Genomic DNA, 25,896 nt, shown 5'->3' with positions numbered 1-25,896 from the left:
AGCCGGCCGGGGCCGGGATCGCGCACCGGGTGCCGGACCTGGGGGCGATGGAGCTGTTGCTGGCCGTGGCGCGCCTCGGGAGTCTGGGGCGGGCCGCTCGCGAACTGGGGATCACCCAGCCGGCGGCCAGCAGCCGGATCCGCTCCATGGAACGGCAGCTGGGAGTGGCCCTCGTCGACCGGTCGCCGCGCGGGTCGCGGCTCACCGACGCGGGGGCGCTGGTCACGGACTGGGCGCGGCGGGTGGTGGAGGCGGCCGAGGCGTTCGACGCGGGGGCGCAGGCATTGCGGGACCGGCGTGACTCGCGGCTTCGGGTCGCCGCGAGCATGACCATCGCCGAGTATCTGCTCCCGGGCTGGCTGATCGCGTTGCGCGCGCAGCGGCCCGACACGGCGGTGTCGCTGCTCGCCGGGAACTCCGCCGCTGTCGCGGAACGGCTCCTTGCCGGTGAGGCGGATCTGGGCTTCGTCGAGGGGTTGTCGGTTCCGGCGGGTCTGGACTCGACGGTGATCGCCCACGACCGGCTGATCGTGGTGACGTCACCCGGACATCCCTGGGCGCGTCGCCGGGCGCCCCTGTCCGCCGCCGAGCTTGCGGCTACGCCGCTCATCCTCCGGGAGGAGGGGTCGGGTACGCGTCAGGTCCTCGACACCGCGCTGGGTGGCCTTGCGCGGCCCCTCATCGAGCTCTCCTCGACCACGGCGGTCAAGGCCTCCGCGGTCAGTGGCGCCGGGCCCGCCGTCCTGAGCGAGCTGGCCCTCGGCGAGGAACTCTCGGCCCACCGGCTGGTGAACATCCCCCTCGCCGACGTCCAACTCGCCCGCTCTCTCCGCGCCGTCTGGCCAACGGGCCATCGCCCCACGGGCCCGGCCCGAGACCTACTGTCGCTGACGCGGGGCGTGTAGCTGAGGCCGGGAGTTCTCGCCCCCGCCGCCTCTACCCGTCCCATCCCGTTCCTGGGGCTCCGCCCCAGACCCCGTAGGCCGGTTCTTTGGCTGCGGGTGGGTGGGGGCTGGTCGCGCCCCGCGGCGGAGCCGCAAATGTCACAGCCCCGCGCCCCTCAAAAGCACCCGGGGCGGACCGGCAGCTGTTGAGGGGCGCGGGGAACTGCGCGACAAGCCCCCACCCACCCGCACCCGACACACAACCGAACGGGGTTGAAGGGGCGGAGCCCCTTGGGGATGGCACGGGTAGGGGCGGCGGGGGGCGAGAACCCGGTGGTCTGGCCTATGTGGCGTTGACCAGGGCCCGCATGACGCGCAGGTCCTCGCCCGCCTCCGGATGCCATTGGACCCCCAACACCCACGAGGAGCCGGGGAGTTCGATCGCCTCCACCGTCCCGTCCGCCGCATGGGCCGAGGCCCGCAGGCCATCGCCGAGACGCTCCACCGCCTGGTGGTGGTACGTGGGCACGGCGGTCACCTCCGGGACGACACCGGCGTACAGGCTTCCCGGCACGGGCGTCACCTCGTGGTGCCCGAAGACACCGGCATCCTTCACATGCCCGTCGATGTGCTGGACGAGCGTGCCGCCCAGGGCGACGTTGAGGAGTTGCAGCCCCCGGCAGATCCCGAGCAGCGGCGTGCCGGAGGCCAGCGCGGCCCGGATCAGGGCGAGTTCCCAGGCGTCACGCTCGGGCGCGGCCGGCCCCGTACGCGGGGAACGCTCGGCGCCGTAGCGGACGGGGTCGACGTCCGGGCCGCCCGCGACGACGACCCCGTCGAGGCGGGCGACGGTCGCGGCCGCCTGCGCCGGGTCGTCCGGCGGCAGCATCACGGCGAGCCCGCCCGCCCGCTGCACGAGCCGCGGATAACCGGCCGGCAGCAGCGCCGCCTCCAGCTCCCACACCCCCCAGCGCGCCCCGGACTCCAGATACGTACTCACACCGATCAGCGGCCTGCCCATGCTGCCTCCCTCACTTCCATGCCTCCCTCACTTCCATGGAAAGACGTCAATGGAACAGACGCCGGACATCAAAGGAACAGACTCAATGGAACAGACTTATACCTTTGCATAGCCGGTCCCGCGGAAGCGAGGTCCCGTCACGTCAGGAACCCCCGCAGCAGCGCCGCCGTTCCCGCACAGTGCTCCCGCATCATCTCCCGCGCCCCGTCCGCGTCCCCGTCGAGCACCGCCTCGACCAGTGCGGTGTGCTGCCGCTGGGAATGCTCGAGGTTCCGTACCAAAAGGGGGATGCAGTCGAGGAGGTCGTTGACGGAGGCGCGGACGGCCGCGTACTGGGCCGTCAGCGACGGGGAGCCGCACAGTTCCGCGAGGGTGAGGTGGAGCATCGTGTCCAGGCGCCGGTAGTCGGCCAGCGGTGCGTCGTGGGTGCGGGCGAGCGCCTCACGCAGCCGGTCGGCCTGGTCGTCGTCGAGCCCGTGCGCGGCGCACAGTCCCGCCGCACCCACCTCCAGCACCTCGCGGAAGCGCAGCACGTCCTCGATGTCGACCTCGGCGACCCGCCGCCGCAGCTCCTGCTCGCCGGGCGCGTCGGTCCTCGGCACCACGAAGGTCCCGCCGTACCGGCCGCGCCGCGACTCGACCAGGCCCTGGTCCTGGAGCACCTTCAGCACCTCGCGCAGCGTCACCCGGCTGATCCCGAGCCGCTCCGCCAACTCCCGCTCGGCGGGCAGCCGTTCGCCGCCCGGCACCAGGCCGAGCCGGACGACCTGGAGGATCTGCTCCAGGGCTTCCTCGAAACCGTTGCCCGCCCGTACCGGCCGCAGCACGGGCGTCAGCCCGTCGCCCAAGCTTCCCGGACCGCTTCCCGGACCGCTCGCCGGACCACTGTCAGGACCCGCCTGCGTCATCTGGTCGTGCCCCCTTCCCAAGCAATGGTTCTCGGCAATACCTTATGGCTCTCGGCTGACCCAAGGAGGCTTTTCCGGTGGCAGACCGCACACCCCCGCTCGCCGTCGAGGAGCTGCACGCCCTCGTCGCGGGCGGCGAGATCGACACGGTAGTCCTGGCCTTCCCCGATATGCAGGGGCGGCTCCAGGGCAAACGGTTCGCCGCGCGCTTCTTCCTCGACGAGGTCCTGGAGCACGGCACGGAGGGCTGCAACTACCTCCTCGCCGTCGACACCGAGATGAACACCGTCGACGGGTACGACATGTCCTCCTGGGACCGGGGCTACGGCGACTTTGCCATGCACCCGGATCTCAGCACCCTACGGCTCGTCCCGTGGAACGAGGGCACCGCCCTGCTCATCGCCGACCTCGCCTGGAACGACGGCTCCCCGGTGGTGGCCGCGCCCCGCCAGATCCTGCGCCGCCAGCTCGACCGCCTCGCCGAACTCGGCTACACCGCCCAGGTCGGCACCGAGCTCGAATTCATCGTCTTCAAGGACACCTACGAGCAGGCCTGGGACGCCCACTACCGAGGGCTGACCCCTGCCAATCAGTACAACATCGACTACTCGGTGCTCGGGACCGGGCGCATCGAGCCCCTGCTGCGCCGCATCCGCAACGAGATGCAGGCCGCCGGCCTGACCGTCGAGTCCGCCAAGGGCGAGTGCAACCCCGGCCAGCACGAGATCGCCTTCAAGTACGACGAGGCCCTCGTCACCTGCGACCAGCACGCCATCTACAAGACCGGCGCCAAGGAGATCGCCTCCCAGGAGGGCGTCTCGCTCACCTTCATGGCGAAGTACAACGAGCGCGAGGGCAACTCCTGTCACATCCACCTCTCGCTCACGGACGCGGACGGCACGAATGTGATGGCCGGCTCCGCGCAGGACCCCGGCGGCATGTCGGACGTCATGCGGCACTTCCTCGCCGGACAGCTGGCGGCCCTGCGCGATTTCTCGCTCCTCTACGCGCCCAACATCAACTCGTACAAGCGCTTCCAGCCCGGCTCCTTCGCGCCGACCGCCGTCGCCTGGGGGTACGACAACCGCACCTGCTCCCTCCGCGTCGTCGGCCACGGCCGCTCGATGCGCTTCGAGAACCGGCTGCCCGGCGGTGACGTCAATCCGCACCTGGCCGTCGCCGGACTCGTCGCGGCCGGTCTGTACGGCATCGAGCAGAAGCTGGAGCTGCCGGAGCCGTGCGCGGGCAACGCGTACACCGCCGAGTACGAGCACGTGCCCACCACCCTGCGCGAGGCCGCCGAGCTCTGGGAGAACAGCCCCATCGCCAAGGCCGCCTTCGGCGACGAGGTGGTCGCGCACTACCGCAACATGGCACGCGTCGAGCTGGACGCCTTCGACGCCGCGGTGACCGACTGGGAGCTGCGCCGCTCCTTCGAACGCATGTGAGGCCCTTCTTGTCCGAGCAGTCCCAGCAGGCCGACCCGTACGCGGGGTCCGACCCGTACGAGCTCCCCGTACTCAATCCGGCGACCGAAGAAGTCGTCGCCACCGTGGCGGGCGCCACCGCGCAGGACGTGGACGCCGCCGTCGTACGGGCGACGAAGGCGCAGTCCGCATGGGCGGCCCTGGCTCCCGGCGACCGCGCCCGGCTGCTGCGCCGCTTCGCCGTCGCCGTCGACGACCACCTCGAAGAACTGGCCCGCCTTGAGGTCCGCGAGGCCGGTCACACCCTCGGCAACGCCCGCTGGGAGGCGGGCAACGTCCGTGATCTGCTCGACTACGCGGCCGGGGGAGTGGAGCGGCTCACCGGCCGCCAGATCCCGGTCCCGGGCGGCCTCGACGTGACGATCCTCGAACCGCTCGGTGTCGTGGGCGTCATCGCGCCCTGGAACTTCCCCATGCCCATCGCGGCCTGGGGCACCGCCCCCGCGCTCGCGGCCGGCAACGCGGTCATCCTCAAGCCCGCCGAGACGACACCCCTGACGGCCCTGCGACTGGCCGAACTCGCCCTGGCAGCCGGCCTTCCCGAGCACCTCTTCCAGGTGCTGCCGGGCGCGGGACCCGTCGCGGGCAACGCCCTGGTCGAGCACCCGGGGGTGGCCAAAATCGTCTTCACCGGGTCAACGACCGTGGGCAAACAAGTGTTGGCGAAGGGCTCGGCCCTCCTCAAGCGCGTCACCCTCGAACTCGGCGGCAAGAGCCCCAACATCGTCTTCGCCGACGCCGACATCGAGGCCGCCGCGGCCGCCGCCCCCATGTCCTTCCTCGACAACTCCGGCCAGGACTGCTGCGCCCGCACCCGCATCCTCGTCCAGCGCTCCGCGTACGACCGTTTCCTCGAACTCCTCGCCCCCGCCGTCGAGTCCGTCGTCGTCGGCGACCCGTCCGACGAGCAGACGCAGATGGGCCCGCTGATCTCCCGGGCGCAGCTGGAGCGCGTACGGTCGTACGTCGACGCCGACGCGCCCGGCATCCGCGGCAAGGCGCCCGAAGGCCCCGGCTTCTGGTTCCCGCCCACCGTCCTCACCGAGGTCGAGCCCCACGCGCGCGTGGCCGTCGAGGAGGTCTTCGGCCCCGTCGCCGTGGTCCTGCCCTTCGAGGACGAGGCCGACGCGATCCGGCTCGCCAACGCCACCGACTACGGCCTCTCCGGTTCCATCTGGACCCGTGACGTGGGCCGGGCGCTGCGCGTCTCGGGAGCCGTCCGCGCCGGGAACCTGTCCGTCAACTCCCACTCCAGCGTCCGCTACTGGACCCCCTTCGGCGGCTTCAAGCAGTCGGGGATCGGCCGCGAACTCGGCCCGGACGCGCTCACCGCCTTCACCGAAACCAAGAACGTCTTCATCAGTACGGAGGGCCCCGCACAGTGACCGAAGCCACCGAAGGAAACATCTGCCGCCGTCTCGTCGGCCGTACCGCCGTCATCACCGGCGCCGGCAGCGGCATCGGCCTCGCCACCGCGCGCCGGCTCGCCTCCGAGGGCGCCCATGTCGTCTGCGGCGACGTGGACGAGCAGCGCGGCAAGGCGGCCGCCGAGGAGATCGGCGGGATCTTCGTCAAGGTCGACGTCACCGACCCCGAGCAGGTCGAGGCGCTCTTCAAGACGGCGTACGACACCTACGGCTCCGTCGACATCGCCTTCAACAACGCGGGCATCTCGCCGCCCGACGACGACTCCATCCTGGAGACGGGCCTGGAGGCCTGGAAGCGCGTCCAGGAGGTCAACCTCACCTCCGTCTACCTGTGCTGCAAGGCCGCGATCCCCTACATGCGGCGCCAGGGCAAGGGCTCCATCATCAACACGGCGTCCTTCGTGGCCCGGATGGGCGCGGCCACCTCGCAGATCTCGTACACGGCCTCCAAGGGCGGCGTCCTGGCCATGTCCCGCGAACTGGGCGTCCAGTTCGCCCGCGAGGGCATCCGGGTCAACGCCCTGTGCCCCGGGCCGGTGAACACCCCGCTCCTCCAGGAGCTGTTCGCCAAGGACCCGGAGCGGGCCGCTCGGCGCCTCGTGCACATCCCGGTCGGGCGGTTCGCCGAGGCGAACGAGATCGCCGCGGCGGTCGCGTTCCTCGCCAGCGACGACTCCTCCTTCGTCAACGCCACCGACTTCCTGGTGGACGGCGGAATCTCGGGCGCGTACGTCACGCCCCTGTAGACCACCTCGGTATATGTACGTCCCATGCGATACCGATCCGTTTTCGCGTGGACCCTGGTCGCGGCCGCCGCCCTGGCGGCCGCGCCGGCCGAGGCCGCACCGCCGGTCAGCCCGGACTGCCCCCGACTGTCCGGGAGTTGGTACGGCGACAACCGCGCCCACCTCCAGCAGGTGATCGATGAACGGGGCACCTGCGCCGGGCACGCCGACGGGGGCCGGCCGGTCGCCGCCTTCGACTGGGACAACACGGTCACCAAGAACGACGTCACCGACGCCACCCTCGCCTGGGCCCTCAAGCACGACAAGATCCTGCGCCCGGCGAGCTGGAAGGCCACCAGCGAGTGGCTCACCGACGCGGCGAACACCGCCCTCACCGCCGCATGCGGCACCGGCGTACCCGTGGGCGCGCCCCTGCCGACCGCCACGAACACCCGCTGCACCGACGAGATCTTCGAGATCCGCGAGGACGGGCGGACCATGAGCGGCGCCGCCGCCTTCGCCGGCGACTGGAACCACCGGCGCACCGTCCCGCAGTACGCCTGGGTGCCCCAGCTGTTCGCCGGACACACGACCGCCGAGCTGACCTCGTACGCCCGACAGGCGCGGAAGGCGGCCCTCACGGCGCCCGTCGGCTCGACGCAGAGCCTCGGCACCCACACGATCCCGGCGTACGTCCGCTACTACGACCGGCAGCGCGATCTGATCCGTACGCTCCAAAGAGCCGGATTCGACGTCTACATCGTCTCGGCGGGCTCCGAACCCGTCACCGAGGTCTGGTCGCGCGGCGTCGGCATCGACGCCCGGCACACCATCGCGATCCGCTCCGTCCTCGACCGGCGCGGGCGGATCACCAGCTGGAACCAGGGCTGCGGCGACGCACCGGCGAGCCGGGGCGAGGCCATCCCGTACATCGACGGGAAGCGCTGCTGGATCAACCAGGAGATCTACGGAGTGCGCGGCGCCGCCGCCTGGCAGAAGCAGGACCGGCGCCACCGCACCGCGATCGCGGGCGGCGACGCCGACACCGACGTCACGTTCGTCGGCGACGCCACCGGCGCGCACCTCGTCATCAACCGCAACAAGAACGAACTCATGTGCCGGGCGTACGACGACGCCGACGGCCGCTGGGTGATCAACCCGATGTTCATCGAGCCGCTGCCGCGCAGGCGGGATCCCTACCCGTGCTCGACCACCGCGTACAACGAGCCTGACGGGACCAGAGGCCCGGTACCGAGGGAGGACGGGTCGGTCGTGCCCGACCGTGCGGACACCGTGTACTGATCTTCGGGGCTCGTCCTAAAGTGCGGGGATGAGTATGACGCCTCCGCCCGGCTGGTACCGCGACCCGTCGTACCCGCTCGTCGAGCGCTGGTGGGACGGGACCGCGTGGACCGACCACCGGCGCCAGCCCGAGGCGCCCCAACTGCCGTTGACGCAGCCGGAGTCCCCCGGAGAGGGCGGTTCCGGCCGCGCCAAGGCCGTCGCACTCTCCGTGGCCGGAGTCGTCCTCGTCGCCTCGATCGTCACGGGCGCCGTCCTGCTCCGCCGGGACGACGGCGGCGGCGACGCGGCGGCGACGACCCCGACGACTGCGGTGTCCCCACCCGTGAGCGACACCCCGTCGCCCTCGGCGTCCACCTCCGCACCCTCGGCGGACGACCCGTCCGTCGTCGTGGACGAGCTCAACGGCATCACGTTGCCGCTGCTCGACGGCTGGGTCAGACCCCAGTACGTCGCCGAGCACGACATCGTGATGACGACTCCGGGCACGTACGACTGCCCGGGCGACCCCGGCCTCTGCCGCCACGGCCGGGTCATCTCGCGCACGGTCACGGCGAACGACGAGAAGTCCCCGAAGGTCCTCGCCCAGCAGGACATCGAGGACGCCGCGAACAGCTCCTACGACCGCGACCTCATCGACAACCGCCCCTTCAAGGGCATCACGTCCCACCAGGAGGTGAAGTCGGGCCAGGTCGCCGTCGCCGGACGTGCCGGGTACTTCGTGCGCTGGAAGGTCAAAACGCGAGTGGGGCCCGGCGGTTACGTCGAGTCGCTGGCCTTTCCGTCCAGCGTGGGCTCGGAGTCGCTCGTCATCGTCCGCTTCGCCTTCGACGCGGGATCCGACGGCCCGCCGCTCACCGACATGGACAGGATCGCCAAGGGGATCCGGCCGGTGGGCGACGCGGACACGGGTGGGGGCGTGGGCAGCAGCATCGGCCCGTCGAAGTGAACCGGATCACAGCGAAGCGAACCGGATCACAGGGAAGTGGAGCGGGTCACAGGAAGGTGTGGCCCTCGCCGCGATACGTCGGGACCGTGGCCGTCACCGCATCGCCCTCCACCAGATGCAGCGTGTCGAACCGCTCGCACAGTTCGCCGGCCTTGGCGTGCCGGAACCACACCTTGTCGCCGATGAGCAGATCGTCGGCCGGGGAGCCGAGCAGCGGCGTCTGCACCTCGCCGGGGCCCTCCTGGGGGTCGTACTTCAGCCCCTCCGGGAGGTACGGGACCGGCAGCCGGTCGCGGCCCGGAGCGCCCGAGGCCGGGTAACCGCCGCCGAGGACCGTCACGATCCCGACGCCCGGCCGGCGGACGACGGGCTGGGCGAACAGCGCGGCGGGACGCCCGGTGAACGAGGTGTAGTTGTCGAAGAGCCTCGGCACATAGAGCCCGGAGCCGGCCGCGATCTCGGTGACCGCGTCCTCGGCGGCGGTGTGCTGGACACTGCCGGTGCCGCCGCCGTTGACGAACTCGAGGCCGGGCTCCACGGCCCGTACGGCGCGGACGACGTCGGCCCGCCGCTGGGCGAGCTCCTTGCGGGCGGTGGCCTGCATCAGCCGGACGGCACGCGAGCGCAGGGGCCGTCCCTCGACCGAGTCCCCGACGCCGGCGATATGACCCTCGTACGCCATGATCCCGACGAGCTTGAACCCCGGCTGCCGGACGACGGCGCGGGCCATGTCGGCGACCTGGGCGGGGGAGTACAGCGGCGAACGGAGGGCGCCGACGCGGACCCGTCCGCCGAGCAGCTTGAGGGAGGTGTCCAACTCCAGGCAGACGCGCACGACTTCGGTGCCGCCCTGCCGGGCCTCGTCGATGAGACGGAGCTGGGCCGGGTCGTCGACCATGACGGTCACGGCGGCGGCGAGCTTGGGGTCGCTGGTCAGCTCGGCGTAGCCCTTGCGGTCCGCCGAGGGGTAGGCGAGCAGTACGTCGTCGAAGCCGGACCTCGCCAGCCACAGGGACTCGGCGAGGGTGAAGGACATGATTCCCGCGAAGCCGTCCCGGTCCAGGACGCGTTCGAGCAGGGTGCGGCAGCGGACGGACTTGCTGGCGACACGGATCGGCTTGCCGCCGGCCCGGCGGACGAGATCGTCCGCGTTCGCGTCGAAGGCCTCCAGGTCCACGATCGCGACGGGGGCGTCGAGGTGAGCGGTGGCCCGGTCGTAACGGGCCCGGTCTGCGGCGCGGGCAGTCATGACCGAAGCCTGCCAGACTCGATTACCGCAGGGTAGGGGGACGTTCCGGGCAGATGCCCCGGGGCCCCGGACTGGTTCCCTCCGGGCCAGGGTCAACCCGTAGAGTGACGCGCACGCAGGGAGGACGACCTTGTCCCGACGGGCTCCGCCCGGGGTGACGGTCCACCGGTGCGGGTATGCGTGCCCGTGGCGGTTTCCCTTCCGCACCTGTGAAACGGCCCCGCCGAGCTCCGAGGCGGTCCGACAGCCCGGTACGAGGAAACGGGGGGTCCATGAGTACGGAAGCGCGCCGCGCCTCCATCCCCCCGCGTCCGTCGACTCCACCTGGTTCCTCGGCGCCGTCCGGTTCGTCGAATTCGTCCGGTTCGTCGACTCCGTCCGGTCCGGCGGATCAGGCCGGTCCTACGCCTCCGCCCAGTCCTGCGTCTCCGCCCGGCACGGTGACTCCACCTCGCCCGGAGCGGCCTCCGACGTCGGGAGAGTCGTTCGTGCCGGACGACACCACGCCCCGGGGAGAGCCCGCGCCGCGAGGCGAAGCCGCGGGGTGGGGTGAGACCGCGGGGCGCGAGGTCCCGTCGCCGGGACAGACCCCGTCTTCCCGTGCGCAGGATCTGGCTGCCGGGGACGCCCTGTCGCTCCCGCCCCGGCCCGCGACCCCGCCGTCGGCTCCGTCGGCTTCGGCACGGTCCATGGCCTCGGGGTCCGGCGATGCCGTGGCGCCCCGTCCGGTGGGCTCGACGTCGGGTGATGCCTCGTTGTCTTCGCCACGGCGAGTGGACTCGGCGCACGGCAGCCCCGTGCTTCCGCCCCGCCCCCAGGCCGCACCGGCGGGCGGCAGCCCTCCGCCCCGTCCGGTGAACCCGCCTGTGGCGGGGGAGGCCTTCGGATCGTCCTCGTCATGGTCCCGGCCGGGTGAAGGGACCGTGGAGGGTGATGGTCCTCGGTCGTCCGGTGGGGGCGCGGTGTCGGGTGCGGGGCGAGGCCCGCGTGTGCCGGCGCCCGCGAGGTCCTTCGACTTCTTCGACTCCTCCTCCGATGCGTCGGTGCCGACGCCGGACGCCACCAGCGGCCCGCAGGGCTCCGCGTCGGCGGCCGGGGTGGAGGCCCGGCGGTTTCCCGAGCTGCGGCCCGGGCGCCGGGCCGGTTCGGCGGGCCCGCCGCCGCCCGCTGCCTCCGCGCGGTTCCCGGACGCGCCGCCCGTGACCGCGGACAGCGGCCGTGGTGTGTCGCCCGCCGCTGCCGCACGCCGTGCCGGCGTGTCCGTGGAGGGGCCCAGCGAGACCACCAGGCGACTGCGGCCCATCCCGGCCGAGGAACCCGCCGGAAAACCCCCGGCTCCCACACCTCCGATTCCCACACCTCCGTCAGCAAGCCCGTCAGTAACCCCGAGCGTGGAGCGCCCCTTCGTGTCGTTCGCGCAGCCGGAGACGTACGACGACAGCCCGCGCCCGGTCGCCAGGCGGCGCACCCGACCCCGTACCGTGGCCGCCGCGGCCTGTGTCGTCCTCGGGCTCGGGCTCATCGGCGGTGCGGTGACGGGGAGTTGGCTGACCGGTGACGGCGCGGACGGGTCCGGTTCGCGCAGCACCTACGCGGCCGCCGCGGATCTCTGGCACAGCGTGCCCGTGGACGAGCTCTTCCCGCCCACCGTGCAGGGCGACGGCGCGGGCCCCGGCGGCGCCGACCGCACCTGGACGCGTATCGCCGTCGCCCCGGACACCGGCTGCAAGGACGCCTTCGACCCGCTGCTGCGCAAGGCCCTGGCCCCGGTCGGCTGCCTGCGGCTGCTGCGCGCCACCTACACGGACGCGACCCGCAGCCATGTCACCACCGTCGGCCTGCTGTTCACCAAGGCGGACGCGGCGGCCATGACCTCCCTGAAGGCCCGCTTCCAGAAAGAGGGCCTGGGCAGCCGCACCGACCTGATGCCCCGCCCGTACGCCGCGAAGGGCACCGCCGCCGAGGGCTTCGGCGACGCCCAGCGTGCCTCCTGGACGGTGTCGGTCCTCACCGACGCCCCTGTCGTCGTCTACGCCGTCTCCGGCTTCGCGGACGGCCGCACCGTCACGGCTCCCCAGCCCGCCGCCGACGCCATGAAGGCCGGCGCGACCACGGCCCCGGCCCAGGCGGGCCTCGGCCACGAGGCGCAGGGCCTCGCCGACCGCGTGGAGCGAGGCCTCCGCAAGACCGCCACCTCGGCCACGGAGAAGCCGTCATGACCCGCAAGGCCGGAGCGTCCCGCAAGGCCGGAGTGAGCCGCAGGGCCGGACTCCTCAGCGTCCTGCTGGCCGCCTCCCTCGCCCTGGTCCCGTCCACGGCCGCCCACGCCGACGGCATACGCGCCCAGCAGTGGGCCCTCGACGCGATGCACACCCAGGAGGCCTGGCGCACGACGAAGGGCAAGGGCATCACCGTCGCCGTCCTCGACACCGGCGTCGACGCCCAGCACCCGGACCTCGCGGGCAACGTCCTCACCGGCAAGGACATGGTCGGCTTCGGAGCCTCCCGCGGCGACCGGTCCTGGGCCCGGCACGGCACCGCCATGGCGGGCATCATCGCCGGTCACGGCCACGGCGCGGGCAACGCCGACGGCGTCATGGGCATCGCCCCCAAGGCGAAGATCCTCCCGGTCCGGGTGATCCTCGAAGACGGCGACTCGGCCCGCACGAAGGCCCGCAACACCCGCGGCAACGCCCTCGCCGAGGGCATCCGCTGGGCCACCGACCACGGCGCCGACGTCATCAACCTCTCCCTCGGCGACGACTCCAAGTCCGCCCACCCCGAACCCGCCGAGGACGAGGCCGTCCAGTACGCCCTGAAGAAGGGCGCCGTCGTCGTCGCCTCGGCAGGCAACGGGGGCGAGAAGGGCGACCACATCTCCTACCCGGCCGCCTACCCGGGCGTGATCGCCGCGACCGCCGTCGACCGGTACGGCACCCGCGCCTCGTTCTCCACCCGCCGCTGGTACGCCACCGTCAGCGCCCCGGGCGTCGACGTCGTCATCGCCGACCCGGACGACCGCTACTACTCGGGCTGGGGCACCAGCGCGGCGTCCGCGTTCGTCTCCGGCGCGGTCGCCCTCGTCAAGGCGGCCCACCCGGGGCTCTCCCCGGCCCAGATCAAACAGCTCCTGGAAGACACCGCCCGCGACGCCCCCACCGGCGGCCACGACGATTCCCGCGGCTTCGGCTTCATCGACCCCGCCGCCGCCATCAAGGCCGCCGCCCGCATCAAGCCGGAGGGCCTCGACTCGGCGGCGTACGGCGAGAAGTACTTCGGTACGGGCCCCGACGCCCCCGAGGACGACAACAGTTCCGCCAGTTGGGCGGGCCCACTCGCCGGCGGCTTCGGCGCGGTCCTGCTCGCAACGGCGGTGGCGCTGTGGCGAGGCCGCAGATTCTCGGAGCGCACCCAGTAGAACGCGCCCCGAGAGGGGCGCCGGGCTGTGACATGTGCGGCTCCGCCGCGTGGGCGCGACCAGCCACACCCGGCCGCGGCTATGACGACGGCGGCGACGGAACCAACGCTCAGGCCTGGCTGTCCGTGAACGCGGCCACCGCGGCCTTGGCCGCGGCCTCCACCAGCGAAATCCCCTTCGCCTGCGTCGAGTTGCCGTTCGACAGCGTCGCCACCAGATAGTCGTGCCCGTCGACGGTGACCCGCCCGATGCTGTTGATGTCCCACAGCCCGGTCGTACTGCGCGCCAACCACCCGTTCTTCAGCGCCCACTTGGAGCCGTCGGCCGCGGCTGAAACCCCCCATTGCTGGTCGATCTCGATCTCCCCCATGAGCCCCTGAAGGTACGTCTGCGAGGACTCGCTGAGCTTCGAGTCGTCCCCGAACACCTGCTGGAGCAGGGTGAGTTGATCGGCGGCCGTGGTCTGGGTCAGCCCCCACAGCATGTCGTTGCCGCCCGCGGTGTCTGTGAGCCCGAAGCGCTTGTTCGCGGCGTCGAGCCCCTTCGCCTTGCCGATGATCCGCCACAGCGCCGACGCCGATGTGTTGTCGCTGTTCTCGATCATCGCCGTGGCGTACGTCTTCTCCTGCGCCGTCAGATGCCGGTCCGCGTCCTGCGCCTGGAGCAGCAGCGTGGCCAGGATGTCGACCTTCACGATGCTCGCCGTGTCGAAGGCGGAGTCGCCGTACGTGGCGCTCTCGCCGGAGTCGGTGTCGAGGACCGCGACCGACAGCTTCGCGGTGTCCGCCACGGTCACGTCCTTCATCGCCGCGGCGAGCAGGGCGTCCCAGTCCACCGAGGGCTCCGCCACAGGTTCCACCGAGGCCTCCTCGCTGACGGCCGGCGATGTCGAGGACGACGCCGAGGGAGCGGACGACGACGCCGACGACGATACGAGGCCCGGGCCGTCGTGCGCCTGCGCCTTCACGTACACGGTCCCGGCAGCCGTACCGCCCACAAGGACGGCGGAGGCCACCAAGGTGTAGAGGATTGGCGTGCGTCGGGAGGGGCGGGCGCGGCGCCCGCGTGCTCTGTGACGGTCCATCCCGCGATGCTGGATGCCAGGCCTGTGTCCGCGGTTAGACGAATGTTAGAGGTGTGTCAGGGAAACCTGAGAAACCGATGAGTCCCGTCAACCCCGGGTTTCCGGGGCCGCACAAGCGCAGCAGCATCCCCCCTATAGGGTCGGGGACCGTGGCGAACAAGAACATTCCCGACTCCGGCTTCTCCGACGACGACGGTTCCGCCGATCCCCGGCTGAGCGCGGCGCTCGCGGCCTGGGCCGAGGACCGCACCGCCGTAGGGCCGGTCCTGGAGGCGCTCACGGGCGCCCGGCTGCTCGTGCCCGTCGTGGCCGTCCTGGGCGAGGTCGAGGAGGACGCGAACGGGCTGCGTCACGAGAAGACCAGCGACATGGCCGTGCCGACCCTGAAGGCCGGCAGCCGCACCGCGCTGCCCGCCTTCACCTCCACCGAGTCGCTGGCCCGCTGGGACCCCGAGGCCCGCCCCGTCGCCGTACCCCTGCATCAGGCCTTGCAGGCGGCGGCGCACGAGAAGGCCGACACGATCGTGCTGGACATGGCTGGGCCCGTGCCCTACGAGCTGACGGGCCCGGCCCTGCTGGCGCTCGCCGAGGGGCGTACGTCCGCCGACCCGCTCGCCGACCCGGCCGTCGTCGACGCGGTACGGGCCGCGGTCGCCGCCGAGCCCCTGGTGCTCCGCGCCCACCTCGGCCCCGGTCAGGCCGACGGCACCCTCGCGCTCGTACTGGACCCCTCCGCCGCCCCGGCCGAGACCGCCCGCGCGCTCGGCGAGCGGCTCGCGGCCGACGAAACGCTGAGGGCCCGCCTGGTGCGCGGCCTCGACCTGGCATTTCTGCCGGCCGGAGCGACGCTGCCTGGCGAGCCCCTCTATGTACGTTCCTGATGTTCCGGCGGTGCGGTCCTAGCCGTAGACCGGGCCCGTGTACTTCTCGCCCGGGCCCTGGCCCGGCTCGTCCGGGACGAGCGACGCCTCGCGGAAGGCCAGCTGCAGCGACTTCAGACCGTCGCGCAGCGGCGCCGCGTGGAAGGAGCTGATCTCGGTCGCGCTCGCGTCGAGCAGCCCGGCCAGCGCGGTCACCAGCTTGCGCGCCTCGTCCAGGTCCTTGTGCTCGTCGCCCTCCTCGGTCAGACCGAGCTTCACTGCTGCGGCGCTCATCAGGTTGACGGCGACCGTCACGATCACCTCGACGGCGGGGACCTCGGCGATGTCGCGGGTCATGGTGTCGTAGTCGGGCGTCTGGGGAGGGGTGTCACTCATGCATCACACGATAGGTCGTAGGTGGGAGCGACCCCTACACACCCCTGGTCGGCCCTCTTCAGTACCCGCGGATGCCGTCGGTTAGCCCTGACTGCCCCGAGCTGCTAACCTTGTGTAACGACCGGCCGGACGCGCCAAGAAGTATGTCAGCGTGCTCGGCCCACAAGTGGAGGCTCCGATCTCCCACCCGACCATCCTCCGGGACGGCGGGTCACCCGGTCAGGCGGCCACCACCGTTCCGTACGGACGGTGGAGTCGCCCGAATGTGCGCCCCGCGGTTCACCGCGGCGGTGCTCCGGTATTCCTTGGAGCCCCGCCTGTGTCCCGTCCGGGGCATTTTTCATGCCCCGCGGTGGTTGGTCCAACTGTCATCAGAGACATACGCGGCTGTCCGCCAGACCGCCGTGTGGTGCTACCGAGGAGGATCCATCAGCACCGAGCCCCGCATCAACGACCGGATTCGCGTTCCCGAAGTGCGACTTGTCGGTCCCAGCGGCGAGCAGGTCGGGATTGTTCCGCTTGCCAAGGCCCTGGAGCTTGCGCAGGAGTACGACCTCGACCTGGTCGAGGTGGCGGCGAACGCACGTCCGCCGGTCTGCAAGCTCATGGACTACGGGAAGTTCAAGTACGAGTCGGCCATGAAGGCCCGTGAGGCGCGCAAGAACCAGGCGCACACGGTCATCAAGGAAATGAAGCTCCGGCCGAAGATCGACCCGCACGACTACGACACCAAAAAGGGTCACGTCGTCCGGTTCCTCAAGCAGGGCGACAAGGTCAAGATCACGATCATGTTCCGTGGTCGCGAGCAGTCCCGGCCCGAGCTGGGCTACCGACTGCTGCAGCGTCTCGCGTCGGACGTCGAGGACCTCGGGTTCATCGAGTCGAACCCGAAGCAGGACGGCCGGAACATGATCATGGTTCTCGGTCCGCACAAGAAGAAGACCGAGGCGATGGCCGAGGCCCGTGAGGCTCAGGCGGCTCGCAAGGCAGAAGCGAAGGCCAACCCGGGCAAGTCGCAGAACGCCGCGGAGACCGACAGCGTCGACGAGGACATCGCCGACGAGGTCGCGACCGACGAGGTCGAGACCGCCGAGGCTCCGGCCGAGGCATCCGCCGAGGCCTGATCCCAGGGCTCACGCCCCGGGATGACAATCCATACATATGACGTTCCACCGTGCCCGGTTTCACGACCGGGCACCGGAACGCCACTGACGAGGAGAGAACGGCGCTATGCCGAAGAACAAGTCGCACAGCGGTGCCAGCAAGCGCTTCAAGATCACCGGCTCCGGCAAGGTGCTCCGTGAGCGCGCCGGCAAGCGCCACCTGCTCGAGCACAAGTCGTCCCGCGTGACGCGCCGCCTGACCGGCAACGCCGAGATGGCCCCGGGCGACGCCGCGAAGATCAAGAAGCTTCTCGGCAAGTGACGTATCGGCGCCTGATCATTTGATCGCCGCGCGCCGTACATCTGGACCGGGACCCCATCGATTTCGGGCCGTGTGACGATCACCACGGCCCCGCTACAAGGAGTTAACAAGTGGCACGCGTCAAGCGGGCAGTCAACGCCCACAAGAAGCGCCGGGCGATCCTCGAGGCCGCCTCTGGCTACCGCGGTCAGCGCTCGCGCCTGTACCGCAAGGCCAAGGAGCAGGTCACCCACTCGCTGGTCTACAACTACAACGACCGCAAGAAGCGCAAGGGCGACTTCCGTCAGCTGTGGATCCAGCGCATCAACGCCGCTGCCCGCCAGAACGGCATGACGTACAACCGCCTCATCCAGGGTCTGAAGGCCGCCAACATCGAGGTGGACCGCAAGATCCTCGCGGAGCTGGCCGTCAACGACGCCAACGCGTTCGCCGCGCTCGTCGAGGTCGCGCAGAAGGCGCTGCCGTCGGACGTCAACGCGCCGAAGGCTGCGTGACGCTGCGCTGGCCTTGAGCCGGATGTAGCTGTGGCTGTGGACCTGCTTGCCTTGCGGCTTGCGGGTCCACATGCGTTTTCGCTGGCGCTGCCGCCCAGTACGACTGCGCCGTAGGGGCGTGGGCCGTCTCGTGGCTCACGGTCGATCGTGGCTGGTCGCGCCCACGCGGCGGGGCCGCAGATGTCACAGCCCCGCGCCCCTAAGGGGGCGCGGCTGCCCTCAGCCGGCAATTGGATCGTGAACGTCGCCGGAATCCGCCGTCTCGGCTGAGTGCCGTCACGGCGGGAAGAGGGCCGGCCCGGGCTCTCCGCTCCGGAGGGACGAGACTGCCCCGCAGTCGCAGTCGCAGCCGCAGCCGGCGACCCCGATCGCGAGCCCCGCGACGGAGATGCCGGTCCGTAGCCCGCAGCCGCCGGCGGCTGTCGTGCCTGGCCGTGGCCGGGAGCTTTTTCGTCGTCGTCGCTTCGGCTCGGCGCGGCGGACACCGAACAACCCTCCGCAACCCTCCGAAGGTGAACCCATGGCTGCCGCCCCCGAGTTGATCTCCCCGCGCTCGCCTCGTGTCTCTGCCGCGCGGCGGCTGGCGAAGCGGAACTTCCGGGGCAAGGAGCGGCTGTTCCTGGCCGAGGGTCCGCAGGCCGTGCGGGAGGCGGCGGCGCATCGGCCCGACGGCACCCCCACTCTCGTCGAGCTCTTCGCGACCGTCGAGGCCGCGGAGCGCTACGCCGACATCATCGGGGAGGCCCGGGACGCCGGAGCCCGGGTGCACCTCGCCGAAGAGGACGTGATCGCCGACATCTCGACGACCGTCACCCCGCAGGGGCTCGTCGGGATCTGCCGCTTCCTGGACACCTCGTTCGAGGACATCCTCAAGGCCGGGCCCAAGCTCGTCGCCGTACTCGCGCATGTCCGGGACCCCGGGAACGCCGGGACCGTGCTGCGCTGCGCGGACGCCGCCGGTGCCGAGGCCGTCGTCCTCACCGACGCGTCCGTCGATCTCTACAACCCCAAGGCCGTGCGGGCCTCGGTCGGGTCCCTGTTCCATCTGCCCGTCGCCGTCGGGGTGCCCGTCGAGCGGGCCGTCCAGGGGCTCAAGGACGCGGGCGTACGGATTCTCGCGGCGGACGGCGCCGGTGACGACGACCTCGACGACGAACTCGACAAGGGGACCATGGGCGGGCCCACGGCCTGGGTGTTCGGGAACGAGGCGTGGGGGCTTCCGGAGGAGACGCGCGCGCTGGCCGATGCCGTCGTGCGCGTACCGATTCACGGAAAGGCCGAGAGTCTGAACCTGGCCACGGCCGCAGCCGTATGTCTCTACGCATCCGCCCGTGCGCAGCGCGCCTCCGGAGGGTGCCGCTCCGTCACCGACAGCTAGTAGGGTGACGGGCTCGGGGGCCCTCGGCGCCAGACGAGAGGTGGGGTACGGGGATGAGTGTCGGCACGAGCGGTGCGCAGAAGGCGCCGCGAGCACGGGACGTGCGCGGCACCACCGCGTCCCCGTCCCGGCGCGGTGATCTCGACGCCGCGGCCGAAGCCGACCTCGGAGCCGAATCCGGAGTGGACCCCGTGGCCGGGCTCGGAGCGCTGGGCATCGACCCCGACGACCTTCCCGACGGACTCGTCGTCGCCGACGAACACGGCCGGGTGATCTGCTTCAACGCCGCCGCGGCCCGTATCACCGCCGTCCCCGCCTCCGAGGCCCTCGGGCGCCGCCTGGAGTCGGCGCTCCCTTTAGAGGATCTGGAGGGCCGCAGGTGGTGGCAGCTCACCGACCCGTACGGCGGTCTCGCGATCCGCAACGGTCAGCCCGAGCGCAATCTGCTGCTGCACGGCGGCCGTGAGGTCCTTGTCTCGGCGCGCTACGTGCGGACGAAGCCCACCGGTCCCGTCCACCGCGTGGTCGTCTCGCTGCGCGACACCGAGGCCCGCCGCCGCACCGAGCGCAGCCACGCCGAGCTGATCGCCACGGTCGCCCATGAACTGCGCTCGCCGCTCACCTCGGTCAAGGGCTTCACGGCCACCCTGCTCGCCAAGTGGGAACGCTTCACCGACGACCAGAAGAAGCTCATGCTGGAGACCGTCGACGCCGACGCGAACCGTGTGACGCGGCTGATCGCCGAGCTGCTCGACATCTCCCGCATCGACTCCGGGCGCCTCGAAGTGCGCCGCCAGCCCGTCGACATCGGCGCGGCCGTCGGCCGTCACATCCAGGCGTACGTCACCTCGGGCCAGCCCGCCGACCGCTTCCTGCTGCGCATCGAGCAGCCGCTGCCCGCCCTGTGGGCCGACCCCGACAAGATCGACCAGGTGCTCAGCAACCTGCTCGAAAATGCAGTGCGCCACGGCGAGGGAACCGTCACCATTGACGTCACGCCCTCGACGTCCCCGCGAGAGCGGGGGGACCGGGAAGACGCGGCGAACGCCGCCACGTCGGTCACCGTGAGCGACGAGGGCAGCGGCATCCCGGAGGAATCCATGAACCGCGTCTTCACCCGCTTCTGGCGGGGCAGCAAGCGCGGCGGGACCGGTCTCGGGCTCTACATCGTCAAGGGCATCGTCGAGGCCCACGGCGGCAGCATCACGGTCGGCCGCGCCCCCGGCGGCGGCGCCGAGTTCCGATTTACGTTGCCCGTGGGCACCCCGGCGTATCTCCAGTAGCGCCGAACCGGCCCCACGGGCGCATTCGTACCGGGGCTTCCCGTGGACACGAGTCCGGGGCAGGGCCCCACCCCCGTTAGACTCGGCCTTTGGCACCTTTGCGTCCCCGTTTCACGTTTCAGGGACGATGCGCGTCCCCCGAGTCGGGACGGGGACCATCCGCCAGCCAACCGGAAGCACGGGAAGAGATGTCGGCACCGAATAAGTCGTACGACCCTGTAGAGGTCGAGGCCTTGAAACCGGAAGAGATCGAGCGCATGCGGGACGAGGCGCTCGCCGCCTTCGCGGCCGCCGGTGACCTCGACGCGCTCCAGGAGGCCAAGGTCGCCCACACCGGCGGCACCTCGCCGCTGGCCCTCGCCAACCGCGAGATCGGCGCCCTGCCCCCGCACGCCAAGGCCGCCGCCGGCAAGGTGGTCGGCCAGGCCCGCGGCGCGGTCAACAAGGCCCTCGCCACCCGCCAGACCGAGCTGGAGGCCGAGCGCGACGCCCGGGTGCTGGTCGAGGAGGCGGTGGACGTCACGCTGCCCTACGACCGCGTACCGGCCGGCGCCCGCCACCCGCTGACCACGTTCATGGAGCGCGTCGCGGACGTCTTCGTCTCCATGGGATACGAGGTCGCCGAGGGCCCCGAGGTCGAGGCGGAGTGGTTCAACTTCGACGCCCTGAACTTCACGCCCGACCACCCGGCCCGGCAGATGCAGGACACTTTCTTCGTCGAGGGTCCCAAGGGCGATCACGGCGAGTCCGGTGTCGTGCTGCGCACCCACACCTCGCCCGTGCAGGCCCGCGCCATGCTCGACCGCGAGCCGCCGGTCTACATCGTCTGCCCCGGCCGGGTGTACCGCACGGACGAGCTGGACGCCACGCACACCCCGGTCTTCCACCAGATCGAGCTCCTCGCCATCGACGAGGGCCTGACCATGGCCGACCTCAAGGGCACCCTGGACCACATGGTCCAGTCGCTCTTCGGCGCGGAGATGAAGACCCGGCTGCGGCCGAACTTCTTCCCCTTCACCGAGCCGTCCGCCGAGATGGACATGCTCTGCTACGTCTGCAAGGGCGAGTCCGTCGGCAACCCCGACCGCCCCTGCCGGACCTGCTCCTCCGAGGGCTGGATCGAGCTGGGCGGCTGCGGCATGGTCAACCCCCGGGTGCTGGTCGCCTGTGGCGTCGACCCGGAGAAGTACAGCGGATTCGCCTTCGGGTTCGGCATCGAGCGGATGCTGATGTTCCGCCACAACGTCGAAGACATGCGAGACATGGTCGAGGGTGACGTCCGGTTCACCCGGCCGTTCGGGATGGAGATCTGATGCGGGTCCCGCTTTCTTGGCTGCGGGAGTACGTCGACCTGCCGGCGACGGAGACCGGCCGCGACGTCCAGGCCAAGCTCATTTCCGTCGGTCTCGAGGTCGAGACCGTCGAGCAGCTCGGCGCCGACCTCAAGGGCCCCCTGGTCGTCGGCCAGGTGCTGACCATCGAGGAGCTGACGGAGTTCAAGAAGCCCATCCGCTTCTGCACCGTCGACGTCGGCACCGCCAACGGCACCGGTGAGCCCCAGGAGATCGTCTGCGGCGCCCGCAACTTCGCCGTCGGCGACAAGGTCGTCGTGGTGCTGCCGGGCGCCGTCCTGCCCGGCAACTTCGCGATCGCCGCGCGCAAGACGTACGGCAAGACCTCGCACGGCATGATCTGCTCCGGCGACGAGCTGGGCATGGGCGACGACGGCAGCGGCGGCATCATCGTCCTGCCGCCCGAGCACGAGGTCGGCACCGACGCCATCGAGCTGCTCCAGCTCGTCGACGAGGTCCTCGACATCGCCGTCACGCCCGACCGCGGCTACGCCCTGTCGATCCGCGGCGTGGCCCGCGAGGCCGCCACCGCGTACGGCCTGCCGCTGCGCGACCCGGCGCTGCTCGACGTACCGGCCCCGAACGCCTTCGGCTACCCGGTGCAGATCTCCGACCCGATGGGCTGCGACCGCTTCACCGCGCGCACGGTGACGGGTCTCGACCCCGAGGCACACTCCCCGATCTGGCTCAAGCGCCGGCTGCAGAAGGCGGGCATGCGCCCGATCTCGCTCGCCGTCGACATCACCAACTACGTGATGCTGGAGCTGGGCCAGCCCCTGCACGCGTACGACCGCACCCGCGTCCAGGGCGCGATCGGCGTGCGCCGGGCCGAGCAGGGCGAGAAGCTCACCACCCTGGACGGCGCCAAGCGCACGCTCGACGCCGAGGACCTGGTGATCACCGACGACCGCGGCCCCATCGGCCTCGCGGGCGTCATGGGCGGTGCCAACACCGAGATCGACGACACCGAGGGCACCACCACCGAGGTCGTCATCGAGGCCGCGCACTTCGACGCGCTCTCGATCGCCCGTACGGCCCGCCGTCACAAGCTGGCCTCCGAGGCGTCCAAGCGCTTCGAGCGCGGCGTCGACCCGCAGGCCGCGTCCGCCGCGGCCCAGCGCACGGTCGACCTGCTGGTCCTCCTCGCGGGCGGCTCCGCCGACGCCGGGGTCACCGAGGTCATCGCGCCCTCCGCGCCGCACACCATCACCATTCCGGCGAACCACCCGGACAAGGTGGCCGGTGTCGACTACGGCCGCGAGACCGTCGTACGCCGTCTCCAGCAGGTCGGCTGCGACGTCTACGGGCAGGACGAGCTGATCGTCACCGTGCCGTCCTGGCGGCCCGACCTGACGGACCCGAACGACCTGGCCGAAGAGGTCATCCGTCTGGAGGGCTACGAGAACCTGCCCTCCACGCTGCCCAAGCCCCCGGCGGGCCGGGGCCTCACCGACCGGCAGCGGCTGCACCGCCGTTTCGGCCGCGCGCTGGCCGGTGCCGGATACGTCGAGGCGCTGAACTACCCGTTCATCGGCGAGCACGTCTTCGACCAGTTCGGCCTGGCCGCCGACGACCCGCGGCGCAAGGTCGTCAAGCTGGTCAACCCGCTCTCCGACGAGGAGCCCGCGCTCCGTACGACGCTGCTGCCGGGCCTGCTCCACGCCCTGCGCCGCAACGACGGCCGCGGCAGCCACGACCTCGCGCTCTTCGAGACGGGCCTGGTCTTCCAGCCGCAGGACGAACTGCGCGTCGCGGGCCGGCTGCCCGTCGACCGCCGTCCCACCGACGAGGAGATCGCGTCCCTCACGGCCGCGCTCCCCGTCCAGCCCCGGCACGCCGCCGTCGTCCTCGCGGGCGCCCGCGAGCAGGCCGGCTGGTGGGGCAAGGGCCGCCCGGCCGACTGGGCCGACGCGATCGAGGCCGCGCGCTCCCTGGCCCGCGAGGCGGGGACCGAACTCCTCGTCCGCTCCGGCCAGTACGGGCCGTGGCACCCGGGCCGCTGCGCAGAGCTCGCGGTCGTCATCGGCGGTACGGAGAAGGTCATCGGGTACGCCGGTGAGCTGCACCCCGGCGTCCTGAAGACCCTGGGCCTGCCCGCGCGCACCTGCGCGATGGAGCTGGACCTGGACGCGCTGGAGCAGGCGAGCGCGGGCGTCCCCAAGGGCCCGAAGATCTCCACCTTCCCGGTCGCGACCCAGGACGTGGCCCTGGTCGTCGACAAGACCCTCCCGCACACGGACGTCGAGGCCGCGCTGCGCGAGGGTGCGGGTGAACTCCTCGAGTCCATCCGGCTGTTCGACGTCTACGAGAACAGCGAGCAGCTCGGCGAGGGCAAGAAGTCGCTGGCGTACGCGCTGCGGTTCCGTGCCGCCGACCGGACGCTGACCGTGGACGAGGCCTCGGCCGCTCGCGACGCGGCGGTGGCGCTGGCCGCTGAGCGCACGGGAGCGGTGTTGCGGGGCTAGCCCCCGCTGGGAGTACCGGGGAACTGTGCGTCGTTTGTCGGCTGCGGATTGGACGTGGCTGGGCGCGCAGTTCCCCGCGCCCCTTTCGGGGCTCGGCTGTCGCGCCCCCGCGGCGGAGCCGCGCAATGTCACAGCCCCGCGCCCCTTTCGGGGCGCGTCCCTGGCGCCTACCTGCATAAATGCGGGTGTCCGAAGGTGGCTCACTCATTCGGGTGACAACTCCGGGCGATCTGGCCCGATCGGGGCATGTGGTCGACAGAATCGGACCGGCCTCTCGGAGGCCGTCTGCGCTGTCAGGGCCTATTGGGGGGCCAATCGGCATGATCCGTATCAAGGCTGGGGCTCCCTGCAGGGCAACGCCCCGGAGGCATTCGCGGGTGCTGGCCCGGGCGGGCCTCGGCCCGCGCGGCCGGGGCGACGGCCTGCGGGCCGGGCTCACTCGGGCGGTGCGCGGCGGAAGTCCCCGGACGAGGCGGAGACGTGGCCCGCGCGTCGCCCTCGACCGAACGCTGCGCCGGGCCGAACGCAGGCCGTTGCGTCGGGCGCTGAGCATAGGTCTGCCCATCGCCTGGGGCGCGCTGGCGATCACGTACAAAATGGCCTGCCCGCTCGCGCAGCAGAACGGGCTCGGTGCCCGGATCGTCACCAGTGCCGTCTTCTTCACTGTCGGTACGGGCCTGATCCTCCACGTCAGAAGGGCGCTGCTGGGAGAGCTCAGACAGCTCCGCAAGGTCGCGGGCGCCGCCCAGAACGTACTGCTGAGGCCGCTTCCCCCGCGCATCGACGGGCTGAGCATCGCCGCGGCCCAGCTCTCCGCGGACCGTGGCGCGAGTGTCGGCGGTGACCTGTACGAGGTGATCGCCACCGAGCACGGCGTACGGATCGTCATGGGTGATGTCCGCGGGCATGGACTCGGCGCCATCGCAACCGTCGCCGCCGTCCTCGGCAGCTTCCGCGAAGCCGTGCACGACGAACCCGAACTCGGTTCCGTCCTCAAGCGGCTGGAGCGCGCGCTGGCCCGGCATCTGCGGGAGCGGGCCCGTGCCGAGCACCCCTCGACGGGGCTCGACCCCGACAGCCCGGTCGCCGAGGAGTTCGTCACCGTGCTGCTGCTGGAGATCCGCCGCGACGGCGAGGTGTACGCCCTCAACTGCGGGCACCCCTCGCCGTATCTGCTCAGCACCGGCCGCGTGGAACCGCTCGCCAGCGCCGAACCACTGCCTCCGCTCGGCCCGTTCCCCCTCCCGGCCGAACTGACGGCCACCCACTGCGGCCAACTCCTTCCCGGCGAGACCCTGTTCCTGCACACCGACGGAGTCGAGGACGCCCGCGACACCCACGGCCGCTTCTTCCCCCTACCGGCCGCTCTCGCCGAGGCGGCCCGCACCCACCCGGTCTCACCTCAGTCGGTTCTGCGGGCGGTCCTCACCCAAGTCCTGCGCCACTCGGGCGGAAGACCGACGGACGACGTGGCCGTACTGGTCCTCCGCAACGACCGCACCCGAGTCCCTGCGCAGCAGGCTCCCCCCGCGGTGCACCACGCGCCCCGTTTTTAGGGGCGCGGGGCTGCGACATTATGCGGCTCCGCCGCGTGGGCGCGACCAGCCACAACGCACCCGCAGCTGAAGCACAACCTGCAGTTACCCGGCGTAACCGGCGGAGCCGTCCGCCCCGCCACGGAGTGTCGGGCAGGCAGCTGGGCGGACGGCGCGGATTCGGGCCGCCGCACTGTACGAGGGGGAGCCGGCGGCCCGGCCGGCCTCTTGCGAGGCATTTCAGTCAACAGGCC

The 25,896-nt window shown here is 71.6% G+C and carries 22 protein-coding genes; 17 read left to right on the top strand and 5 right to left on the bottom strand.

Annotation, left to right across the window (positions count from 1 at the left end):
- Positions 1-47 precede the first annotated feature (47 nt).
- A complete protein-coding gene (locus AB5J50_RS10360) occupies positions 48-905 on the top strand; it encodes a LysR family transcriptional regulator (protein WP_369265358.1) in 858 nt (285 codons plus the stop codon).
- Between the two features lie 322 nt (positions 906-1,227).
- Here AB5J50_RS10360 and AB5J50_RS10355 read toward each other — a convergent pair whose 3' ends face one another.
- Entirely contained in the window at positions 1,228-1,905 is a 678-nt protein-coding gene (locus tag AB5J50_RS10355) for a gamma-glutamyl-gamma-aminobutyrate hydrolase family protein (RefSeq protein ID WP_369256889.1), read from the bottom strand.
- 137 nt (positions 1,906-2,042) lie between these two features.
- On the bottom strand, positions 2,043-2,813 hold the full coding sequence (locus tag AB5J50_RS10350; RefSeq protein WP_330303304.1) for an FCD domain-containing protein: 771 nt from the start codon (positions 2,811-2,813) through the stop codon (positions 2,043-2,045).
- A gap of 77 nt (positions 2,814-2,890) precedes the next feature.
- Between AB5J50_RS10350 and AB5J50_RS10345 the strand changes: the two genes are divergently transcribed.
- From AB5J50_RS10345 to AB5J50_RS10325, 5 genes are read left to right on the top strand one after another with little or no spacing between them, the layout of a single operon-like run.
- Positions 2,891-4,261 (top strand): glutamine synthetase family protein, encoded by a 1,371-nt coding sequence (locus tag AB5J50_RS10345; RefSeq protein ID WP_369256887.1) that lies wholly within the window; start codon positions 2,891-2,893, stop codon positions 4,259-4,261.
- Between the two features lie 8 nt (positions 4,262-4,269).
- On the top strand, positions 4,270-5,685 hold the full coding sequence (locus AB5J50_RS10340) for an aldehyde dehydrogenase (RefSeq protein WP_369256885.1): 1,416 nt from the start codon (positions 4,270-4,272) through the stop codon (positions 5,683-5,685).
- Positions 5,682-6,473 (top strand): 3-oxoacyl-ACP reductase, encoded by a 792-nt coding sequence (locus tag AB5J50_RS10335; RefSeq protein WP_327427396.1) that lies wholly within the window; start codon positions 5,682-5,684, stop codon positions 6,471-6,473. Before AB5J50_RS10340 ends, AB5J50_RS10335 begins: the two co-directional genes overlap by 4 nt.
- Before the next feature lie 24 nt (positions 6,474-6,497).
- Positions 6,498-7,754, top strand: coding sequence for a haloacid dehalogenase-like hydrolase (locus AB5J50_RS10330; protein WP_369256883.1), 1,257 nt, complete (start codon positions 6,498-6,500; stop codon positions 7,752-7,754).
- Positions 7,755-7,782: 28 nt separating this feature from the next.
- Positions 7,783-8,703, top strand: a complete 921-nt coding sequence (locus AB5J50_RS10325; RefSeq protein WP_369256881.1) for a DUF2510 domain-containing protein — start codon at positions 7,783-7,785, stop codon at positions 8,701-8,703.
- Positions 8,704-8,749: 46 nt separating this feature from the next.
- Here AB5J50_RS10325 and AB5J50_RS10320 read toward each other — a convergent pair whose 3' ends face one another.
- Entirely contained in the window at positions 8,750-9,952 is a 1,203-nt protein-coding gene (locus tag AB5J50_RS10320) for an amino acid deaminase/aldolase (RefSeq protein WP_327427393.1), read from the bottom strand.
- A 1,121-nt stretch (positions 9,953-11,073) separates the two neighbouring features.
- Between AB5J50_RS10320 and AB5J50_RS10315 the strand changes: the two genes are divergently transcribed.
- Positions 11,074-12,171 (top strand): hypothetical protein, encoded by a 1,098-nt coding sequence (locus tag AB5J50_RS10315; protein WP_369265357.1) that lies wholly within the window; start codon positions 11,074-11,076, stop codon positions 12,169-12,171.
- Positions 12,168-13,370: a type VII secretion-associated serine protease mycosin gene (mycP, locus tag AB5J50_RS10310; protein ID WP_369256879.1), complete on the top strand. Its 1,203-nt coding sequence runs from the start codon at positions 12,168-12,170 to the stop codon at positions 13,368-13,370. The genes AB5J50_RS10315 and mycP overlap by 4 nt, the downstream gene beginning before the upstream one ends.
- A gap of 109 nt (positions 13,371-13,479) precedes the next feature.
- Here the strand turns inward: mycP and AB5J50_RS10305 are convergent, their stop codons facing one another.
- Positions 13,480-14,454 carry a serine hydrolase gene (locus AB5J50_RS10305; RefSeq protein WP_369256877.1) on the bottom strand — a complete coding sequence of 325 codons (975 nt, stop codon included), beginning with the start codon at positions 14,452-14,454 and terminating at the stop codon, positions 13,480-13,482.
- Positions 14,455-14,603: 149 nt separating this feature from the next.
- Here AB5J50_RS10305 and AB5J50_RS10300 point away from each other — a divergent pair, with 149 nt between their 5' ends.
- Entirely contained in the window at positions 14,604-15,335 is a 732-nt protein-coding gene (locus tag AB5J50_RS10300; RefSeq protein ID WP_369256875.1) for an SseB family protein, read from the top strand.
- A gap of 18 nt (positions 15,336-15,353) precedes the next feature.
- On the opposite strand, the gene AB5J50_RS10295 is transcribed toward AB5J50_RS10300, so the two are convergent.
- Positions 15,354-15,710: a DUF1844 domain-containing protein gene (locus AB5J50_RS10295; RefSeq protein WP_369256873.1), complete on the bottom strand. Its 357-nt coding sequence runs from the start codon at positions 15,708-15,710 to the stop codon at positions 15,354-15,356.
- Positions 15,711-16,114: 404 nt separating this feature from the next.
- Between AB5J50_RS10295 and infC the strand changes: the two genes are divergently transcribed.
- From infC to AB5J50_RS10255, 8 genes are all read left to right on the top strand, one after another.
- Positions 16,115-16,834, top strand: a complete 720-nt coding sequence (gene infC / locus AB5J50_RS10290; protein WP_369256871.1) for a translation initiation factor IF-3 — start codon at positions 16,115-16,117, stop codon at positions 16,832-16,834.
- Positions 16,835-16,940: 106 nt separating this feature from the next.
- Positions 16,941-17,135, top strand: coding sequence for a 50S ribosomal protein L35 (rpmI, locus tag AB5J50_RS10285; RefSeq protein ID WP_003977225.1), 195 nt, complete (start codon positions 16,941-16,943; stop codon positions 17,133-17,135).
- Between the two features lie 110 nt (positions 17,136-17,245).
- Positions 17,246-17,629, top strand: a complete 384-nt coding sequence (gene rplT, locus AB5J50_RS10280) for a 50S ribosomal protein L20 (protein WP_003970214.1) — start codon at positions 17,246-17,248, stop codon at positions 17,627-17,629.
- A gap of 520 nt (positions 17,630-18,149) precedes the next feature.
- Complete coding sequence (locus tag AB5J50_RS10275; RefSeq protein WP_327427387.1) at positions 18,150-19,007, top strand: RNA methyltransferase; 858 nt, start codon at positions 18,150-18,152, stop codon at positions 19,005-19,007.
- Positions 19,008-19,060: 53 nt separating this feature from the next.
- Positions 19,061-20,290, top strand: a complete 1,230-nt coding sequence (locus AB5J50_RS10270) for an ATP-binding protein (protein WP_369256868.1) — start codon at positions 19,061-19,063, stop codon at positions 20,288-20,290.
- A gap of 188 nt (positions 20,291-20,478) precedes the next feature.
- Complete coding sequence (gene pheS, locus AB5J50_RS10265) at positions 20,479-21,603, top strand: phenylalanine--tRNA ligase subunit alpha (protein WP_369256866.1); 1,125 nt, start codon at positions 20,479-20,481, stop codon at positions 21,601-21,603.
- Complete coding sequence (gene pheT, locus AB5J50_RS10260) at positions 21,603-24,107, top strand: phenylalanine--tRNA ligase subunit beta (protein WP_369256864.1); 2,505 nt, start codon at positions 21,603-21,605, stop codon at positions 24,105-24,107. The genes pheS and pheT overlap by 1 nt, the downstream gene beginning before the upstream one ends.
- Before the next feature lie 596 nt (positions 24,108-24,703).
- On the top strand, positions 24,704-25,663 hold the full coding sequence (locus AB5J50_RS10255) for a PP2C family protein-serine/threonine phosphatase (protein WP_369256862.1): 960 nt from the start codon (positions 24,704-24,706) through the stop codon (positions 25,661-25,663).
- Positions 25,664-25,896: the final 233 nt, after the last annotated feature.

The organism is Streptomyces sp. R35 (assembly GCF_041053035.1).
Lineage (GTDB): Bacteria > Actinomycetota > Actinomycetes > Streptomycetales > Streptomycetaceae > Streptomyces > Streptomyces lutosisoli.
The sequence above is the reverse complement of the archived record's forward strand: the minus strand, read 5'-3'. Positions and strand labels throughout refer to the sequence as shown.